At 58.9% G+C, this 16,062-nt stretch carries 12 protein-coding genes; 6 read left to right on the forward strand and 6 right to left on the reverse strand.

The features are described 5' to 3' along the window. Positions 1-60: 60 nt before the first annotated feature. Together BMZ66_RS04950 and BMZ66_RS04955 are read right to left on the reverse strand one after the other, a co-directional pair. Positions 61-1,419, reverse strand: a complete 1,359-nt coding sequence (locus BMZ66_RS04950; protein ID WP_092669581.1) for a M20/M25/M40 family metallo-hydrolase — start codon at positions 1,417-1,419, stop codon at positions 61-63. Between the two features lie 272 nt (positions 1,420-1,691). Further along, positions 1,692-2,618, reverse strand: a complete 927-nt coding sequence (locus BMZ66_RS04955; RefSeq protein ID WP_092669583.1) for an alpha/beta hydrolase — start codon at positions 2,616-2,618, stop codon at positions 1,692-1,694. 140 nt (positions 2,619-2,758) lie between these two features. Here BMZ66_RS04955 and BMZ66_RS04960 point away from each other — a divergent pair, with 140 nt between their 5' ends. Further along, positions 2,759-3,589 carry a transporter family protein gene (locus BMZ66_RS04960; RefSeq protein ID WP_092669585.1) on the forward strand — a complete coding sequence of 277 codons (831 nt, stop codon included), beginning with the start codon at positions 2,759-2,761 and terminating at the stop codon, positions 3,587-3,589. Positions 3,590-3,723: 134 nt separating this feature from the next. Here the strand turns inward: BMZ66_RS04960 and BMZ66_RS04965 are convergent, their stop codons facing one another. Continuing rightward, positions 3,724-4,527: a hypothetical protein gene (locus tag BMZ66_RS04965; protein ID WP_092669587.1), complete on the reverse strand. Its 804-nt coding sequence runs from the start codon at positions 4,525-4,527 to the stop codon at positions 3,724-3,726. Between the two features lie 81 nt (positions 4,528-4,608). After that, complete coding sequence (locus BMZ66_RS04970) at positions 4,609-8,049, reverse strand: pyruvate carboxylase (protein WP_092669589.1); 3,441 nt, start codon at positions 8,047-8,049, stop codon at positions 4,609-4,611. 330 nt (positions 8,050-8,379) lie between these two features. Between BMZ66_RS04970 and BMZ66_RS04975 the strand changes: the two genes are divergently transcribed. From BMZ66_RS04975 to BMZ66_RS04995, 5 genes are all read left to right on the forward strand, one after another. Continuing rightward, the gene (locus BMZ66_RS04975) at positions 8,380-9,096 is read left to right on the forward strand and encodes an SDR family NAD(P)-dependent oxidoreductase (RefSeq protein ID WP_092669591.1); all 717 of its coding nucleotides are present in this window, start codon (positions 8,380-8,382) and stop codon (positions 9,094-9,096) included. 137 nt (positions 9,097-9,233) lie between these two features. Continuing rightward, positions 9,234-10,559 carry a cryptochrome/photolyase family protein gene (locus BMZ66_RS04980; protein WP_092669593.1) on the forward strand — a complete coding sequence of 442 codons (1,326 nt, stop codon included), beginning with the start codon at positions 9,234-9,236 and terminating at the stop codon, positions 10,557-10,559. A 117-nt stretch (positions 10,560-10,676) separates the two neighbouring features. Next, a complete protein-coding gene (locus BMZ66_RS04985; RefSeq protein ID WP_092669595.1) occupies positions 10,677-11,306 on the forward strand; it encodes a TetR family transcriptional regulator C-terminal domain-containing protein in 630 nt (209 codons plus the stop codon). Between the two features lie 92 nt (positions 11,307-11,398). Beyond that, a complete protein-coding gene (locus BMZ66_RS04990) occupies positions 11,399-12,730 on the forward strand; it encodes an ABC1 kinase family protein (RefSeq protein WP_092669597.1) in 1,332 nt (443 codons plus the stop codon). Positions 12,731-12,804: 74 nt separating this feature from the next. Further along, positions 12,805-13,677, forward strand: coding sequence for a dienelactone hydrolase family protein (locus tag BMZ66_RS04995; protein WP_092670287.1), 873 nt, complete (start codon positions 12,805-12,807; stop codon positions 13,675-13,677). Positions 13,678-13,773: 96 nt separating this feature from the next. On the opposite strand, the gene BMZ66_RS05000 is transcribed toward BMZ66_RS04995, so the two are convergent. Together BMZ66_RS05000 and BMZ66_RS05005 are read right to left on the reverse strand one after the other, a co-directional pair. Further along, entirely contained in the window at positions 13,774-14,613 is an 840-nt protein-coding gene (locus BMZ66_RS05000) for a DoxX family protein (RefSeq protein WP_092669599.1), read from the reverse strand. 96 nt (positions 14,614-14,709) lie between these two features. Further along, entirely contained in the window at positions 14,710-16,035 is a 1,326-nt protein-coding gene (locus BMZ66_RS05005; protein ID WP_143080059.1) for a helix-turn-helix domain-containing protein, read from the reverse strand. Between the last annotated feature and the right edge of the window lie 27 nt (positions 16,036-16,062).

Consider the following 16,062-nt stretch of genomic DNA (forward strand, 5'->3'; position numbering starts at 1 on the left):
TGCTGCTTCATTTGTCGCTATTGATAAACTGGGCGGCGCAAACCAGCCTTGCGGCGCTACTTACTTGCCATTGGCGGGCTCCGGGGCGATGCGCGACGGCGTTTGCTGCCCGGCTACAATGCCGCGCGCACTTTCGGCAATTGCTTGAATAATAGCCGTCATGTTGACCAGGTTCAGGCTTTCCACCTCGTCGTCGACGGTGTGGTAGAGCTTGTCATCCGGGATTTGGTCGCTGCTAATGGTGTGGGCTGGCACGCCGAGTTTGGCCAGGGTGGCGTTGTCGGAACGGTAGAAGAGGTTTTGCTCGAGGTAAGGGTCGGGCTCGAAGCGGAACTTGCTGCCTTGCAGGTTGGCTTGCAGCAACGGGCCGAAATCTGACTTTTCGAACCCCGTGATGAAGGCGGTATTGGGGCCAAACTTGGCTTCTTTGCCTATCATCTCGATGTTGAACATGGCCACCACCTGGTTGGGGTCGAGTTGCTGGGAGAAATGCCGAGCGCCAAATCCACCTACTTCTTCGGCCGCAAACGCCGTGAAGATGAGCGGACGGGCATTGTTCTTCACCTGCTTGAAGTACTCGGCTAGGGCCACAACGGCAGTGGTTCCGCTGGCATCATCATCGGCACCATTGGCGATGGAATCGCCGGCCACGTTGGGCTTGATGATGCCCAGATGGTCGTAATGGCCCGAGAAAACTACGTTTTCCTGCGCTCGGGCGGGGTCGGAGCCGGGCAGCATGCCAACTACATTGCGCAGTTCCACCACGCGTTGCTCGGTTTTACCCTTGACCTCAAACTTGGCCGGCTTGGCCTGCGGAGTGGCGCCCGCGGGCGCCATCAGCACCACGCTGGAATAGGCATTGCCGGCTTCGGCGGTGCGGAAACGAGGTTGGCGATTGACGCTTTGCAAGCGCTTGAATACTTCGGCGTGAGCGGGGTCGAGCAGCACCAGCAGGTTTTGCGTGGGCCGCATAATGCGCCCCGCGAATTGCATGGGTTTCTCATCGGGACCAATGGTGAGCACCTCCACGGCGGGGGTTTGGTTGGTCCACTCCACCACGGGTTGGCTGGAGAAAAGTAGCACTTGACTAGCCGGCATGGCCGTACCATTTAAGCTGGCGCTCACGGCAGTTACGGGTGAATCGTACACCGAAAACACCTGTTCGAAACCCGTTGCCCCCGGCAACGGCTGCAGCCCGATGCGCTGAAACTCCGCGGCCAGGAATTGCGCGGCTTTCAGGCCGCCGGGCTGGCCGGTGCCGCGGCCCTGCATGTCGTCGGCAGCCAAGGCGTTTATTACCCGCGCCACCGTCACTGCCGATACCTGCGCGCCTGCCTTGCGTTTGGGGGTCTTGCGTTTTTGAGCGGAAGAGGCCAGGGTGAGCGAGGCCAGAGCCAGGGTAAGCAGGATTCTTTTCATTGCAGGAAATATTGGACGACGAAGGCAAACACCAGCGGCAGCCGGGCCACGGTGCTAGCCGCACAAACTTAGAACCTATCCCACTAGGTCGTCATGCCGAGCGCAGCCGAGGCATCTCGCGTGCGGCAGTATTCCATTCGATTGAGTTACTATCCCATGCGAGATGCCTCGGCTGCGCTCGGCATGACGGTTTTATTTTTTATTGCTTTGGGATAGGTTCTTAACCTCGAACCCGAAAGCTTACCTTACGTGTACTGGCACGTGCCACTCGCCTACTGCGCTAGCCAGCCGTTGGCGTCGAGCCAGTTCTTCAAGCGTTCGGTCCAGTCGTCTTTAGTGGTTTTATTGTTCAGGCCAAAGCCGTGGCCTCCTTTGGGGTAGAGGTGCATTTCGGCCGGTACGTTGTGGCGCAGGCAGGCCTGGTAGAACACAATGCTGTTTTGCACGGACACGGTTTTATCGTCTTGGGCATGAACCAGGAAAGTGGGCGGGGTTTGGGCCGTCACCTGCAATTCGTTGGAATACTGCCGAACCAGCGCCGCTGATGGGCTTTTGCCCAACAAATTCTGGCGGGAGCCGGGGTGCTGCAGGCTGTCGTTGAAGCTGATGACGCCGTACATCAATACCAGAAAGGCTGGTCGCACCGAAACCGGGCCCGGGTTGGCCCCCACCGGCCGCGCAAACTGGGTGCCGGCTGAGGCGGCCAGGTGCCCCCCGGCCGAAAAACCCATGAGGCCAATGCGCTCGGGGTTGAGCCTGTACTTCGCAGCTTGCTGCCGAACCAGGCGCAGGGCTTGCTGAGCATCGAGCAGCGGGGCAATGGCTTTGTCGGGCTGCGACTCATCGTTGGGCAATCGATACTTAAGCACGAAGGCGGTTACGCCCATTTCGTTGAGGCGCTTGGCCACTTCGTAGCCTTCTGAGTCGATGGAAAGGCGGGTGTAACCACCTCCAGGGCAAACAATTACCGATGTGCCATTGGCCGTGCCGGGAGCGGGCACAAACACCGTAAGAGTTGGCTGCACCACATTGGAAATGCGGATACCGCCATTAGCCAGCGTGGTGCTGGTTTCCTGCACATTGCCGGCGATGGAATTGGGAATGGTACCAGTGTATAGCGGAAGCACGGGCTGGGCCAACGAGCGGCCCGTAGCCAGCAACAGCAGGCTCAAAGCAAGGAGAAAGAAGCGTGTTTTCATAAGCAGTACAATTGTACACACGGCTGAGCTAATTGTCAAACCGGTGGCATTATCTGAAATAAATCCTGAATTATTTAAAGAAATTTCACTAAAAAGCAACCAAATATGAACCTTGCCGTAGCGGCGGGGGTCTGTGGTGGATGCGCAAGACCACTCTGCTGGCCGTCGCTGCTCTCTTGGGCAGCCCCGGCCTCACCCTGGCCCAAAACACGCCGGAAGAAAACAACCCCAACGTTGATGCTCCTTTCGTGCGAAACATTCGCGCCGACCGTCCCGGGCAAACCATCACCGCGCAGGTGCTGCGGGCCGGCCGCTTCCAGCTCGAAGCTGGAGCGCAGCGGGTAGCCCCGGCAACAGGAGAAAGTTTGCTGAACAGCGGCGCTACTCTGCGCATTGGTTTCTTCAATAGCATGGAGTTGCGGGTGACTCAGCCTTACTTGAACCGGTACCAGCAGCGCATCAGCACCGGCGAAGGCGAGCGGTTTGAAATGGCGGCGGGCTGGGCCCCGCTGGTTGTGGGCTCCAAGTTCATGATTTCCCCAAATTACGACACCCGCACCCAAGTGGCCATTTTGGTAGAGTCGCCGCTGCCCGGCACGGGCAGCAAAGAGCTCGCTGTGAAAGGCCTGGCCCCCAGCGGGCGCCTGCTGGTTAGCCAACAGATTGGGGAGCGGTACGGGCTGGAAGCTAACTTCGGTTTCAGCCAACCCGGCCTGAGGGTGGCCGACATTGAAAAAGGCCAGTTTATAGGCACACTGGCCCTGAACGGCCCTATCAGCGACAAAACCGGCTTCTTTGTTGAAGGCTACGGCATTGGCCGAGGACAGTTAAACACGGGTGCCACGGCGGGATTGTACTGGCGCCCCATTTCCCTGCTGCGCCTCGATGTGAACGCCGGCCGGGTGCTGGGTGGCACGGCCAGCGGCACCGCGACACTTGGCGCGGGCATGGCCTTCAAGTTGGGGAAATAGACCCCTATACGTACATAAATCGGCCCCGCCGCAACAGTGCAATACTGTCGCGGCGGGGCCAGCTTCTTATTTTGACCTCTACTTACTATTAGGATTGGTAAATGAAGTTGTATTAAACCCTAACAGTAGGCAAGCTACTGTTTGGTAGTACTTTTGTCATTCACACGGCGCACGATGGCTGCCAGTTCTGCATCAGTCCGGGCCTTGCTTTTATTCTGCGCTTCGACCGCAGCGGCAGCGGCCTGCCGCATTGCTAGGGCAGCCAGAATGCTGTTTGACGTTGGTTTCACCGGCGTCATACTGCCATCAGCCCAACGCAAGTAATACTGACTGTTAATCTGATAGGAGTCAGTAGGCTTGTTGCTGTTATAAGTGGATTCAACTTGTCCTTTGAGAATTGTTTTCCACTGAAGTTTAAGCAAGCTGACTTCGTTGCCGGTTGATAAATTTTCAGCAAAAGCCACACCCAAACTTGGTACCAAACCGCTTGGCACTTGGTCAAAACGCCGTTCTACAGGTTTGCCGTCTGGTCCGGTGGGGCGCAGCATAAATGTTTTTATCGCATGGGATGCCAAGATGAGAGAGTCGCCCTGGGGCCGCATGGCTCGCAACTGCTGGTTGTGTATGTCAAACTTGAGCACACCTTCTATCGGCTGGTCTTGGTTACCCAATAACACCTCGCCCATCGCCCAGCCTGGCACCAAGAACGGCGTCCCCCGCGTCAGGCGCGGACGCATGTCAAAAGCAACTGCATCGTATCCACTGAGACCAATCTCAGTCACATTCCGGACTTTGTCTGCCAATACAAGTGCATTATCCGGCTTATCGCTAATGGTAGAGGCTTTTCCACCGGCGGAAGTAGGCAACACTACGGTCTGGGCGGCCAAGGGCAGCACAGTGAAATTAAAACCAATTAAGCACAATAAGTAGAATCGCATGGCAGAAGTTGGGTGAGGATTTATAAATAACGCTTACAATATAGTGACGCTATATTGATTGTTCCTCATCCTTTGTTGCATTTAACTTAATGTCAGCACCAAGTCATCGGCCGAGACGCGGCTGCCTTCGGTGAGAGTAATGCTGTCGACCACAATGTCCTTGGGAGCGGTGATGGTGGTTTCCATTTTCATGGCTTCGATGACGAAGAGCGGCGTGTTTTTGGCGGCTTTCTGGCCGGGCTTCACCAGCACCTTGCTCAGCATGCCTTGCAGCGGGGCACCCACCTGGCGGGGGTTGGCCTTGTCGGCCTTGGCGTTGCTGATTTTGGTGACGGCCACCGACTGGTCGCGCACCTGCAGGTTGCGGGTTTGGCCGTTGAGGGTGAAGAAGATGGTGCGGCAGCCCTCCTCGTTGAGCGTGCCTACCGACTCCAGGCGCACAATAACCGACTTGCCCTTGGCGATTTCGATAATGGTTTCCTCGCCGGGCTGTAGGCCATAGAAAAACACCGAGGTCGGCGCCTTGCTCACGTCGCCATACTTGATGCGGTGGGCCCAATACTCATCGAACACCTTGGGGTAGAGCAGCGACGACAGCATGTCGGTGAACTTCGCACCGGGGTATTTCACCTGGAAGCCCTTCCACTCTTTCTTGAAGTCGATGGGCGCCAGATGCTCGTTGGGCCGGTCGGTAAAGGGAGTTTCATTTTTCAGAATCAGTCTTTGCAGCTCCTCGGGCCAGCCGCCTTCGGGCTGACCAATGTCGCCGCGGAACAGTTCACGCACCGACTCAGGGAAGTTCAGGGTCTCGCCTTTCTCCATGACATCGGCGGGCGTGAGGCCGTTGGACACCATAAAGAGGGCCATGTCGCCGACCACCTTGCTGCTGGGCGTCACCTTCACGATGTCGCCGAACATGTCGTTCACGTCGGCGAAGCGCTGCTTCACTTCCTCAAACTTATCGAGCAAGCCCAGCGACGAGGCCTGCGGTCGCAGGTTGGAATACTGCCCGCCTGGAATTTCGTGCTGAAACACCTCCGAAGTGCCCGCCTTCAGACCCGACTCGAAGGGATAATACATTTCGCGCACGCCTTCCCAGTAGTTGCTGAACTCGTTCAGCGACTGCTGGTTGAACTCGCGGTGCCGAGGTGTGCCGCGCAGCATTTCCACCACCGAATTGAAGTTGGGCTGGGAGGTGAGGCCCGATAAGGCGCCCAAGGCTACGTCGATAACGTTAACGCCGGCTTCGACAGCCTTCATGTAAGTAGCGGCCTGTAGCGACGAAGTGTCGTGGGTGTGCAGGTGAATGGGCAGCTTCACGGTGTCGCGCAGGCCGGCAATCAGCTCAGTGGCAGCGTAGGGCTTCAACAGACCTGCCATGTCCTTGATGCAGAGGATGTGCGCGCCGGCGTCTTCCAGCTGCTTGGCCAGCTTCAAGTAGTAATCGAGGGTGTATTTGGTGCGGTTCGGGTCGAGGATATCGCCGGTGTAGCAGATGCAGGCTTCAGCCAACCGGTCGGTTTTGTTGCGCACAAAGCCAATGCAGGCTTCCATTCCTTTAAGCCAGTTCAGCGAGTCGAAAATGCGGAAGATGTCGACGCCAGTTTCGGCGGCCTGCTCTACGAATCGTTCGGTCAGGTTGTCGGGATAGGCCTTGTAGCCCACGCCGTTGGCCCCGCGAATCAGCATTTGCAGCAGAATGTTCGGGACGGCTTCGCGGAGCTTGGCCAGCCGCTCCCAGGGGTCTTCGTGCAGGAAGCGCAGGGCCACGTCAAACGTGGCGCCGCCCCATACTTCGAGGCTGAAGGTTTGGGGGTGCTGCTGGGCATAGGGCCCGGCCACTTTCAGCATGTCCCAGGTGCGCATGCGGGTGGCGAGCAGGCTCTGGTGGGCATCGCGCAAGGTGGTGTCGGTGTAGTGAATCAGGGGCTCGTCGCGCAGCCACTTCGAGAAGCCGTCGGGGCCTAGCTCGTGCAGCTTTTGCTTGGTGCCGGGCGCGGGCGCCGTGTGGTCGGAGTGCGGTAGGCGGGGCTGGCGGGGGCTGTGGCGGGGGTCGAGCAGATTTTTGACGTCGGGGTTGCCGTTCACCACCACTTCGCCAATGAAGCTGAGCATGCGCGTGGCGCGGTCCTGCCGAAATTCAAACTTGAACAGCGACGGGGTGTCCTTGATGAAGTCCACGTTGGCTTGGCCCGACTGAAAGTCCTTGTTGCCAATGATGTTCTTCAGGAACTGGATGTTGGTTTGCACGCCGCGCACCCGGAATTCGTCGAGGCTGCGCAGCATTTTCTGGGCCGCGCCGTGCAGCGTGGGCGCGTGGGCCGATACCTTCACCAGCATGGAATCGAAGAATGGCGACACCACCACGCCCTGGTACACCGAGCCCTCGTCGAGCCGGATACCGAAGCCGCCCGCCGCCCGGTAGGCCACAATGGTGCCGTAGTCGGGCTTGAAATCGTTTTCGGGGTCTTCTGTGGTCACCCGGCACTGAATGGCGTAGCCGGCCCGTAGGGGCTTGACATCGGGCCCCAGGCCAATTTCGGGGTCTTTCAGGTTGTAGCCAGCCGCAATGTAAATCTGGGTTTTAATCAAGTCCACGCCCGTAATCATCTCAGTTACGGTGTGCTCTACCTGAATGCGGGGGTTTACTTCGATGAAGTAGATGCGGTCCTGCTCGGGGTTAACCAGGAATTCTACGGTGCCCACGTTGTCGTAGCCCACGGCCCGGCCGATGCGCAGGGCGTACTCATACAGCAGATGGCGCTGGTGGTCGGGCAGGTTCATGGCAGGCGCCACTTCCACCACTTTCTGGAAGCGGCGCTGTACCGAGCAGTCGCGCTCGTAGAGGTGCACGAGGTTGCCGTGCTGGTCGCCCACAAGTTGCACTTCGATGTGCTTGGGGCGCTCCACGTACTTCTCCAGGAACACGGTGTCGTCGCCGAAGGCGTTCAGGGCCTCGTTGCGCGCCTCAAAAAAGCCTTTCTCCAACTGGTCGTTGTCGCGGATGATGCGCATGCCGCGGCCGCCACCGCCGCTGGCCGCCTTCAGCATCACGGGGTAGCCAATGCGGTTGGCTTCGGTTTTGGCGGTTTCGAAGTCAACCAGGTCGGCCTCGCTGCTTTCAATTTGGGGCACCTGGCAGCGCTGGGCCACTTCCTTGGCTCGCACCTTGTCGCCGAGGGCCTCCATCACTTCGGGGCGAGGGCCTACGAACACAATGCCTTCTTCGGCGCAGCGGCGCGAGAGGGTGGCATTTTCACTCAGGAAGCCATAGCCGGGGTGAATGGCGTTGGCACCATTGGCTTTCGCAATTCGGATGAGGCCTTCGATGTCTAGGTAGGGCTTCAGGGGTTCGTCGTCGCGCCCAATCTGATAGGCTTCATCGGCTTTGTAGCGGTGCAGCGAGTACCGGTCTTCATAGGTGTAGACGGCCACGGTGGGGATATTCAGCTCGGTGGCCGCGCGCATCACGCGAATTGCAATTTCGCCCCGGTTGGCAACAAGGAGTTTAGTTATGTTCATAGAAAGGAGTGGTGGAATAGCCGCGCATACGGCGAAACTACGGCAAAGGCTGCGGAACAAGGCTCCCGCAAACGTTTGCAGTCAGCTCACCCCCTGCGCGGCTACGGCATTTCAGGCTGATATTCAGCTTCGCAAATACTAAAATAGAGCAAAAATCATGTTGGAAAAAGAAGTCAATTTTTTGTTAGCAAAACGGTCCTGGCTTATTCAAGACCTGAACCCAGCCGTGCCCCGGCTTAAGACCATCCTGGTCCAGTTACCAAGCAATTCGCCAAACTTTCCGCTAGTGCATGGGTTAGCAAAGCATTCTTACTGCTAAGCTTCCTCCGCATGGATTTCACTGACAAAAATATCCTTCTCATTGGCGCATCATCGGGCATTGGCCTAGCCACGGCCCAGCTGCTGAGCAAGCTGCAGGTAAACTTGTTCACTGCTTCGCGGCACCTGTCGCCGGAGCTTCAGGAGTTAGGCACTACGCACGTAGAATACGATGCTACCCAGCCGGTTGGGGCTGCTTTCGATGGATTGCCGGATGTCCTGCACGGAGTGGCTTACTTCCCCGGCAGCATCAAGCTGCGGCCTTTTGAGCGCATTCCTACCGAAGATTTTCAGGCCGACTTCGACCTGAATGTGCTGGGGGCCGTGCGGGTGCTGCAGGCCACCATCAAGCGTTTGAAAAAGGCCGAAGGCGGGGCGTCCGTGGTCTTGTTCAGCACTGTAGCGGCCGATACGGGCATGAGTTTTCACACCAGCATTGCCACGGCCAAAGCAGCGGTAGAAGGCCTCACCCGGGCCTTGGCGGCAGAGTACGCGCCCAGCGGGGTGCGGGTAAACTGCATTGCGCCTTCGCTCACCAACACGCCCCTGGCAGCGGCCCTGCTCAACACGCCCGAGAAAGTGGAAGCTGGCGGCAAACGTCATCCGCTGCAGCGCATCGGCCAGCCCGAGGACCTGGCTTATACGGCCTCGTTCCTACTTTCCGACCACAGCGCGTTTGTGACCGGACAGGTATTGGCCGTGGATGGCGGCATGGGAAAACTGAAGTAATTAGATAAAAAACAGCCACTGGCGGCAGTCTTAAGCGAATGAAATTCGCGAGACTGCCCTCGTTGTCGTGGTTGGCAGTCACAGTCGCTGCGCTCCTTTCAGACTGCCACCAGCTTTCTACTTATAAATTGCACGCCATGAAAATCTGCCTCTTTTGGCACCGGCGCGACATTCGCCTTCACGACAATGCCGGGCTAGCGGCTGCCCTGGCCAGCGGGTTACCGGTGGTACCCCTGTTCATCTACGACCGGGACATTCTCGACTACCTTCCCAACAAGGCCGACGCTCGGCTGACCTACATCTTTGACGAAGTAGAAAAACTGGCTCGGGCCACTGAAGCCGCCGGAGGCACTTTTCTGGCGCGCTACGGCAAGCCCGTGGAGGTGCTGGAAGCACTGGTGCAGGAGTACGACATCGCGGCCGTGCACTCCAACGAAGACTACGAGCCCTACGCTCGGGAGCGCGACACCGCCGTGGGCCAGATGCTGCACAAGCACAGCGTCGACTTCCTGCTTTACAAAGACCAGGTCATCTTCGCCAAAGATGACATTATGACCAAGTCGGGCACAGTACCCAAGGTTTTCGGGGCCTACCACAAAAGCTACCTGGCCAAGCTCACCGACGACCTGCTGCTGCCTTTTGGCTCGCAGGAAGCTTTCACTGCTGAACGCCTCCATCGCCTGCCCGAGGCGCAAGCAGGCTCCCGCCCCACCCTGGCCAGCATGGGCTTCGAGCGCCTCGAACAATACGTGCCCACCGCCGACCTGCCCGCCGAGGACGTAGTCCGCAACTACCACAAAACCCGCAACACCCCCGCCCTGCAAAACGGCACCTCCCGCATCTCGGTGCAGCTGCGTTTCGGCACCCTCAGCGTACGGCAGGTGATGCGCCAAGCCAAAGCCCTGAACCCGAAGCTGATGGCCGAAATTATTTGGCGCGACTTTTTCATGATGCTGCTCTGGCACTACCCCAACACCGCCACCGAAGCCTACGACCCCAAAATGCGGCACGTGCCCTACCGCAACAACGAGGACGAGTTCCGGGCTTGGTGCGAGGGCCGCACCGGCTACCCCCTCGTGGATGCCGGCATGCGCGAGCTAAACGCCACCGGCTACCTCCCCAACCGCGTGCGCATGACCGTGGCGGGCTTTCTCGTCAAGCACCTATTTATCGACTGGCGCTTGGGCGAGAAATATTTTGCTGATAAGCTGCTAGACTACGAGTTAGCCAACAACGTGGGCAACTGGCAGTGGATGGCCGGCACCGGCGCCATATCCGCCCCCTGGTTTCGGGTGTATAGCCCGGAAAGCCAGCTGGCGCAGGTCGACCCCGAGCTAAAGTACGTAAAGCGCTGGGTGCCGGAAGTGGTCAGTAGCGCCTACGTTGCCCCCATTGTCGAGCATAAGTACGCCCGCGACCGCGCCGTGGAGGCCATCCGGGCCGCTCGCATCGCAGCAAGCTAGTAGCGCGAACTTTGTAGTTCGCGTTCCCGCGCCATACGTCTGTCGTTCGGACACGCGAACTGCAAAGTTCGCGCTACAACAGCCGAACCGTTGGTGCCCTGAAGCGGTTGTGAGTCTATGGAAAAGGACCGCATCAAACAAGCTTATCTCAACTTCGTGCTCAACGAAGGACACCCGCCGCAATCGGTGTTTAAGCTGACTCAGCAGCTGGGCATCGCCGAGCAGGAGTTTTACAAATTCTACCCCAATTTCGAAGCCATCGACCGCGAGCTGTGGGCCGATTTTGGGCGTCAGGCGCGCACCACTGCGGCCGCTGAGCCGGTGTGGGAAGGCTACGGCAGCCGCGAGAAGCTGCTTGCTTTTTACTATACGCTGCTCGAAATTCTCAAGCAAAACCGTTCCTACGCCCTCATGAGCTTGCGCCGCTCGCTGAGCCGCGTACCCGCCCTTTCGCCCCGCGTGCTCGACGACTTCCGCCAGGACTTTGAAATGTTTGTGAGCGACTTATTGGCCGACGGCCGGGTAAGTGGCGAAATCGCCAACCGCCCCGTGGTGCAGGAGGGCTACCCGCGCTTCTTCTGGCAGCAGGCGCTGTTTGTGCTGGGCTTTTTTGCTAAGGACGACACCGTGAATTTTGAACGTACCGATGCCGCGGTGGAAAAGGCTGTCACCTTGAGCTTCGACCTTGTGGGCCGCAATACCCTGGATTCGGCTTTTGATTTCGTGCGCTTTCTGGTGCGCCGCTAACGCTGATTATCAGCAGGCAAGCGAGCAACAGCACGTCATCGGCTGTGCTCAGCATGACGTGCTGTTTTTCAGCTACCCCTCTCCCTGACTTAATGGACGAACCCCAAACTTCCCTGCCCACCACCAAAGTGGCCCGGGCCGCCCGCTTTGCCAAAACCGGCATCAGCGTGGGCGCCAACTACGTGAAGCACTACGCCAAGCGGGCCGTGGGCGCCGAGTCGACCACCGAGGACCTGCACGCCGCCAATGCCGCCGAACTCTACGGCGCCCTGAGCGAAATGAAGGGCTCCGTACTGAAAGTGGCGCAGATGATGGCCATGGAGAAAAACCTCCTGCCCACCGCCTACGCCGACCAGTTTGCCAAAGCCCAGTACCAGACGCCGCCGCTTTCGGGCCCGCTGGTGGTGAAGGCCTTCCGCGACGCGTTTGGGCAGTCGCCTTTCGGCTTATTTGATGAGTTTGAGCCCGAAGCACGGCAAGCCGCCAGCATTGGCCAGGTACACCTGGCGCGCAAAAACGGCGTTCAGCTGGCCGTGAAAGTGCAGTACCCGGGCGTCGCCGCCAGCATTAAGTCCGACATCAACCTGGTGAAGCCCATTGCCCTGCGCGTGATGGGCCTCAACGAAAGCCAGGTGCGGCCCTACCTGGAGGAAGTGGAAGCCCGCCTGCTGGAAGAAACTGACTACGCGCTGGAACTGCGCCGCGGCCAGGAGATGGCCGCCAGCTGCGCCCACATTCCGCACCTGCAGTTTCCGGCTTACTACCCCGCGCTGTCGTCGGCCCGCATCCTGACCATGGACTGGCTGCCCGGCCAGCACCTCAAAGAATTCCTGGCCACCAACCCCAGCCAGGAAGTGCGCGACCAGTTGGGCCAAACGCTGTGGGATTTTTATCAATTTCAGCTCAACACCCTGCACAAAGTGCACGCCGACCCGCACCCCGGCAACTTTCTGCTCCGCGCCGACGGCGGCGGCACAGTGGGCGTGCTCGACTTTGGTTGCGTGAAGGAAGTGCCCGTTGATGTGCTGGCCATGTTCACCGCCCTACTAGCGCCCGAAACTTTCGCCGACGAAGCCCGGCTCGAAGCGCTGCTCGTCGAAGCTACCGTGCTGCGCCCCACCGACCCCGCCGCCATGCGGGCGCTGTACCTGCGCACGCTGCGGGTATCGCTGGAACTGGTGGGCCGCCCCTTCCGCCAGGCCAACTTCGACTTCGGCGACCCCGCCTACATGCAAAGTCTCTACGCCCTCGGCGACGACCTGATGGCTGACCCCGAGCTAAAAAAGCAGCGGGAGCCGCGCGGTTCGGCGCATTTCATTTACCTCAACCGCACTTACGTGGGCTTGTTTGCGCTGCTCACCGAGCTGCGGGCGCGCGTGAAAACGGGCTTCGCCGACGCGCCGACAAAACAAAACGAGGGGTGAGTGTTTTGATGAGCGCCCCGGTACTGCAAAAGCAGCCGGCAAGCGACTTTATCATTTTTCCAACTCACATCCGAATGAATAAATTACTTACCCTTGGTGTGGCCCTCCTGAGCCTTACCTTCTCGGCATCGGCCCAAAAAATGGCCAGCTGCTGCGCCCGTCCGGCCGGCAACTTATCGGCCTCGGCCACGGAATCTTTTGCGATGCTGGCGGCCGACAAAGACTTCTCTGGTGGTCACGATGCTCCTCTGCCCTTCGAGTTCAAGGGCGAAGGCCAGAACATCGAATTCAAAACGGCCGACGGCAGCACCGGCCGCGGCTTCGAAATAAAGAGCGCAACGCCCAGCAACAAGTACCTCTTCGTGATTCACGAGTGGTGGGGCCTGAACGACTACATCAAGAAGGAAGCCGCCACTTTCGCTGCCGAAATGCCCGGCGTCAACGTCATCGCCGTGGATTTGTACGATGGCAAAGTAGCCACCACGCCCGAAGAGGCCGGCAAGTATATGGGCGAAGTGAAGTCGGAGCGCGCCGTGGCCATCCTCAAAGGAGCGCAAGCTTACGCCGGCCCCAAGGCCCAATTTGCCAGCATTGGCTGGTGCTTTGGCGGCGGCTGGAGCCTACAGCAGGCCTTGCTGGGCGGCAAGCAGAGCGTGGCCTGCGTGATGTATTACGGCATGCCCGAAAAGGACGTGGCCAAACTCAAAACTCTGAACACGGATGTGCTGGGCATTTTCGCGACTCAGGACAAATGGATTAACCCGGAAGTAGCTGCCGAATTCAAGAAGAACATGACGGCCGCCGGCAAAAAGGTCACCATTGAGAGCTACAACGCCGACCACGCCTTCGCGAACCCTTCCAACCCCAAGTTCAACAAGGAATACGCGGCCAAAGCCCACGCCCAGTCGCTCACCTACCTGCGCACCAAATTCAAGGTCAAAGCCTAGCTGCTTATTCCACAGAATACCCAAAAAGCCATCCTTGTATAAGGATGGCTTTTTTATTGCAGAAAAAAAGGGGTTGACATCACCGGCAATCAGCATTCATTTCAGGGGTTCGTAGGTCATACTCAGGTTGGTGTCGCCCGTTATTTTGACGTCTAGGTTGGCTCGGCTGGTGCTGGGGTTGAGAAGAACGGCCGTCGACCCTGCGGCAAAGCGGATGACGCCTTTTTGGCCCGGCGCAAGCGTGGCTCTGCCAAAGATGCCGCCGCCCAGAGGCCGCTCCTTGATTTCAATGGCCACCTTGCTTTTGTTTATCGCCGCTACTTTGAAGGCCCCGCGCTGGCCGCCACCCAGCACAAACTGCTTGCCCGGCTCAATAAATAAGTCAGAATGAATTGGGCCCATCACCAGGCCGGCTACTGCCGGCGAAGTGGCCAATACCCCAACCAGAACCACTGCCGCAGTTCCTACCGCGACTTTGGTGGCTATTGCTTTGCGCACCGGCGTCAGCAAGTTGCGGCCCTGCAGCCAGCTATCCAGCGACCAGCGGCCCGCCCCGGTGGCTATGAGCAGCACGAATCCCCAGAACAATTCCTGCTGCACGTAAACGCCCGTGAAGAAATCTGGCTTATCGTACCACAAAAAGGCGATGACAAAAAACTGAAAGGCCAGTTGAAAAGCGGCCCAGCGTGTAGCCAACCCCAGTAGCAGCAGGAAGCCGCCAATGAATTCGCCCCAGGCCGCCAACCATGCCCACAGCACTGGCGTGGGCCAAACAAACCCCAGGTCGGCCACTTGGTTGATAAACCAGTCGTTCGGAACCAGCTTGGGTTCGCCGGACAGCACCATTATTACGCCCAGGTGCAGGCGAAAAATGAACAGCCCTAGGTCGGCGGCTGGGCCGCGCCAAGCGGCTAGTGAGGTGGTTGCGTTTTTCATGGGAGCAGGAGGCTTGTGGGGTTTGTGAAACGATGCCCAAAAGTCCCCCGCCCCTCCCGGGCCTGCGCTTCAACTTACGCCTTGGGGCGTCCCAGCTTATGATTTGGGCCTGGCTACCTCCCCCGGCGTGCGGCCGGTAAGTTTTTTGAAAACCCGATTGAAGGTGGACTTCGAGTTAAAGCCACATTCTAAGGCAATGCCTACCAGCGAATAATGTCCAAACCGAGCATCCTGCAGCTTGCGCTCTGCCTCGGCCACCCGGTACCGGTTCACAAAATCGTTGAAGTTCTGTCCGCAGCCGGTGTTGATGACGTGCGACAGCAACGAGGTATTGGTCCGGAGCCGGTGCGCCAACTCGGCCAGGGTCAACTCGGGCTCCAGCCAGGGCTGTTCCACCTCCATTAGGTGAAGCAGTTTGTCGCGCCACGGCAGCAGCTCCGGAGCCAATGCTGCGGGCCGTGCCTCAAATGTTATCTCGGTAGCGAAGCTTTCGGCGGGCTGAGCAGCAACCTCACGCCTGATTTTCGGTGGCGCTGACGCTGACTCAGGAGATACATTTTCTGCTTTCTCAAAAAGCAGGGCTTCTTGCACGGGCGTCGGCTGTGCGTCAGTCACCGCACCGGCTTCATCTTCGAAACGCAGGGGCACGGTGGCGGCGTAGTTAGCCTGAATGCCTACTATGCTCAAGTAGTAAATCAGAACTCCATTGGCCAGGTACGCATACCAGGAATCGGTGTAGCCGAGGGGCCCAATTGCGGCATCCAAGGTCTCGAAGCCTACCCACACCACCAAGGCCAGTAGGGCGGCCAGCAGCAAATCGCGCAAGCCGAGAAAGCGCAGCCGCGTTGTATCCGAAAAATGGTCGTCGAGGTAGCGCCGATAACGCCGGTAGCGACGCAGCGTGGCAATGCCATAGCCCAGCATGGAGACATAGCCGAGCACGGAAGGAATCAAGTCCAAACTTTCCAAAGCCGCCACCGCAACGCCTTTGGTGCCAAAGTGGTAAGGGAGCTTCATTCCCTGAATGCCCTGCTGCCAGAGCACGTCGTGTAGTGCCGCGCCTAGGTGCGCTGCCACGTAGAGCAGCCACGGCAGCAAGTGCCACCAGTGGCGACGCAACGAAAACTCCTGATTGGTGAGGCTGCGGAAGTACAGGTAGAACACGGGCCCCCAGGCCAGCCACGGCTGCCACGGCATGTAGAACATGAACGTGGAATAGGCGTCGTGGCTGTCGTACCACCCGGCAAAGCCCAGCATCCACTGCGCCACGGGCAGCACGTTCAGCAAGAGCAGCAAGCCCAGCAGGCCGTCGGCCAGGGTGCTGGTGCGGGCCGCGCGCACGGCCAGGTGCGCCGCCAGCACCAGGCCGGGCACTACAAACGGCAACAGCAACGAACTATAGGCTCTGAATTCGAATAGCACGGCACGAAGCTACGCTCCACAGCCGGC

This window comes from Hymenobacter arizonensis (assembly GCF_900115775.1).
GTDB classification, from domain to species: Bacteria; Bacteroidota; Bacteroidia; order Cytophagales; family Hymenobacteraceae; genus Hymenobacter; species Hymenobacter arizonensis.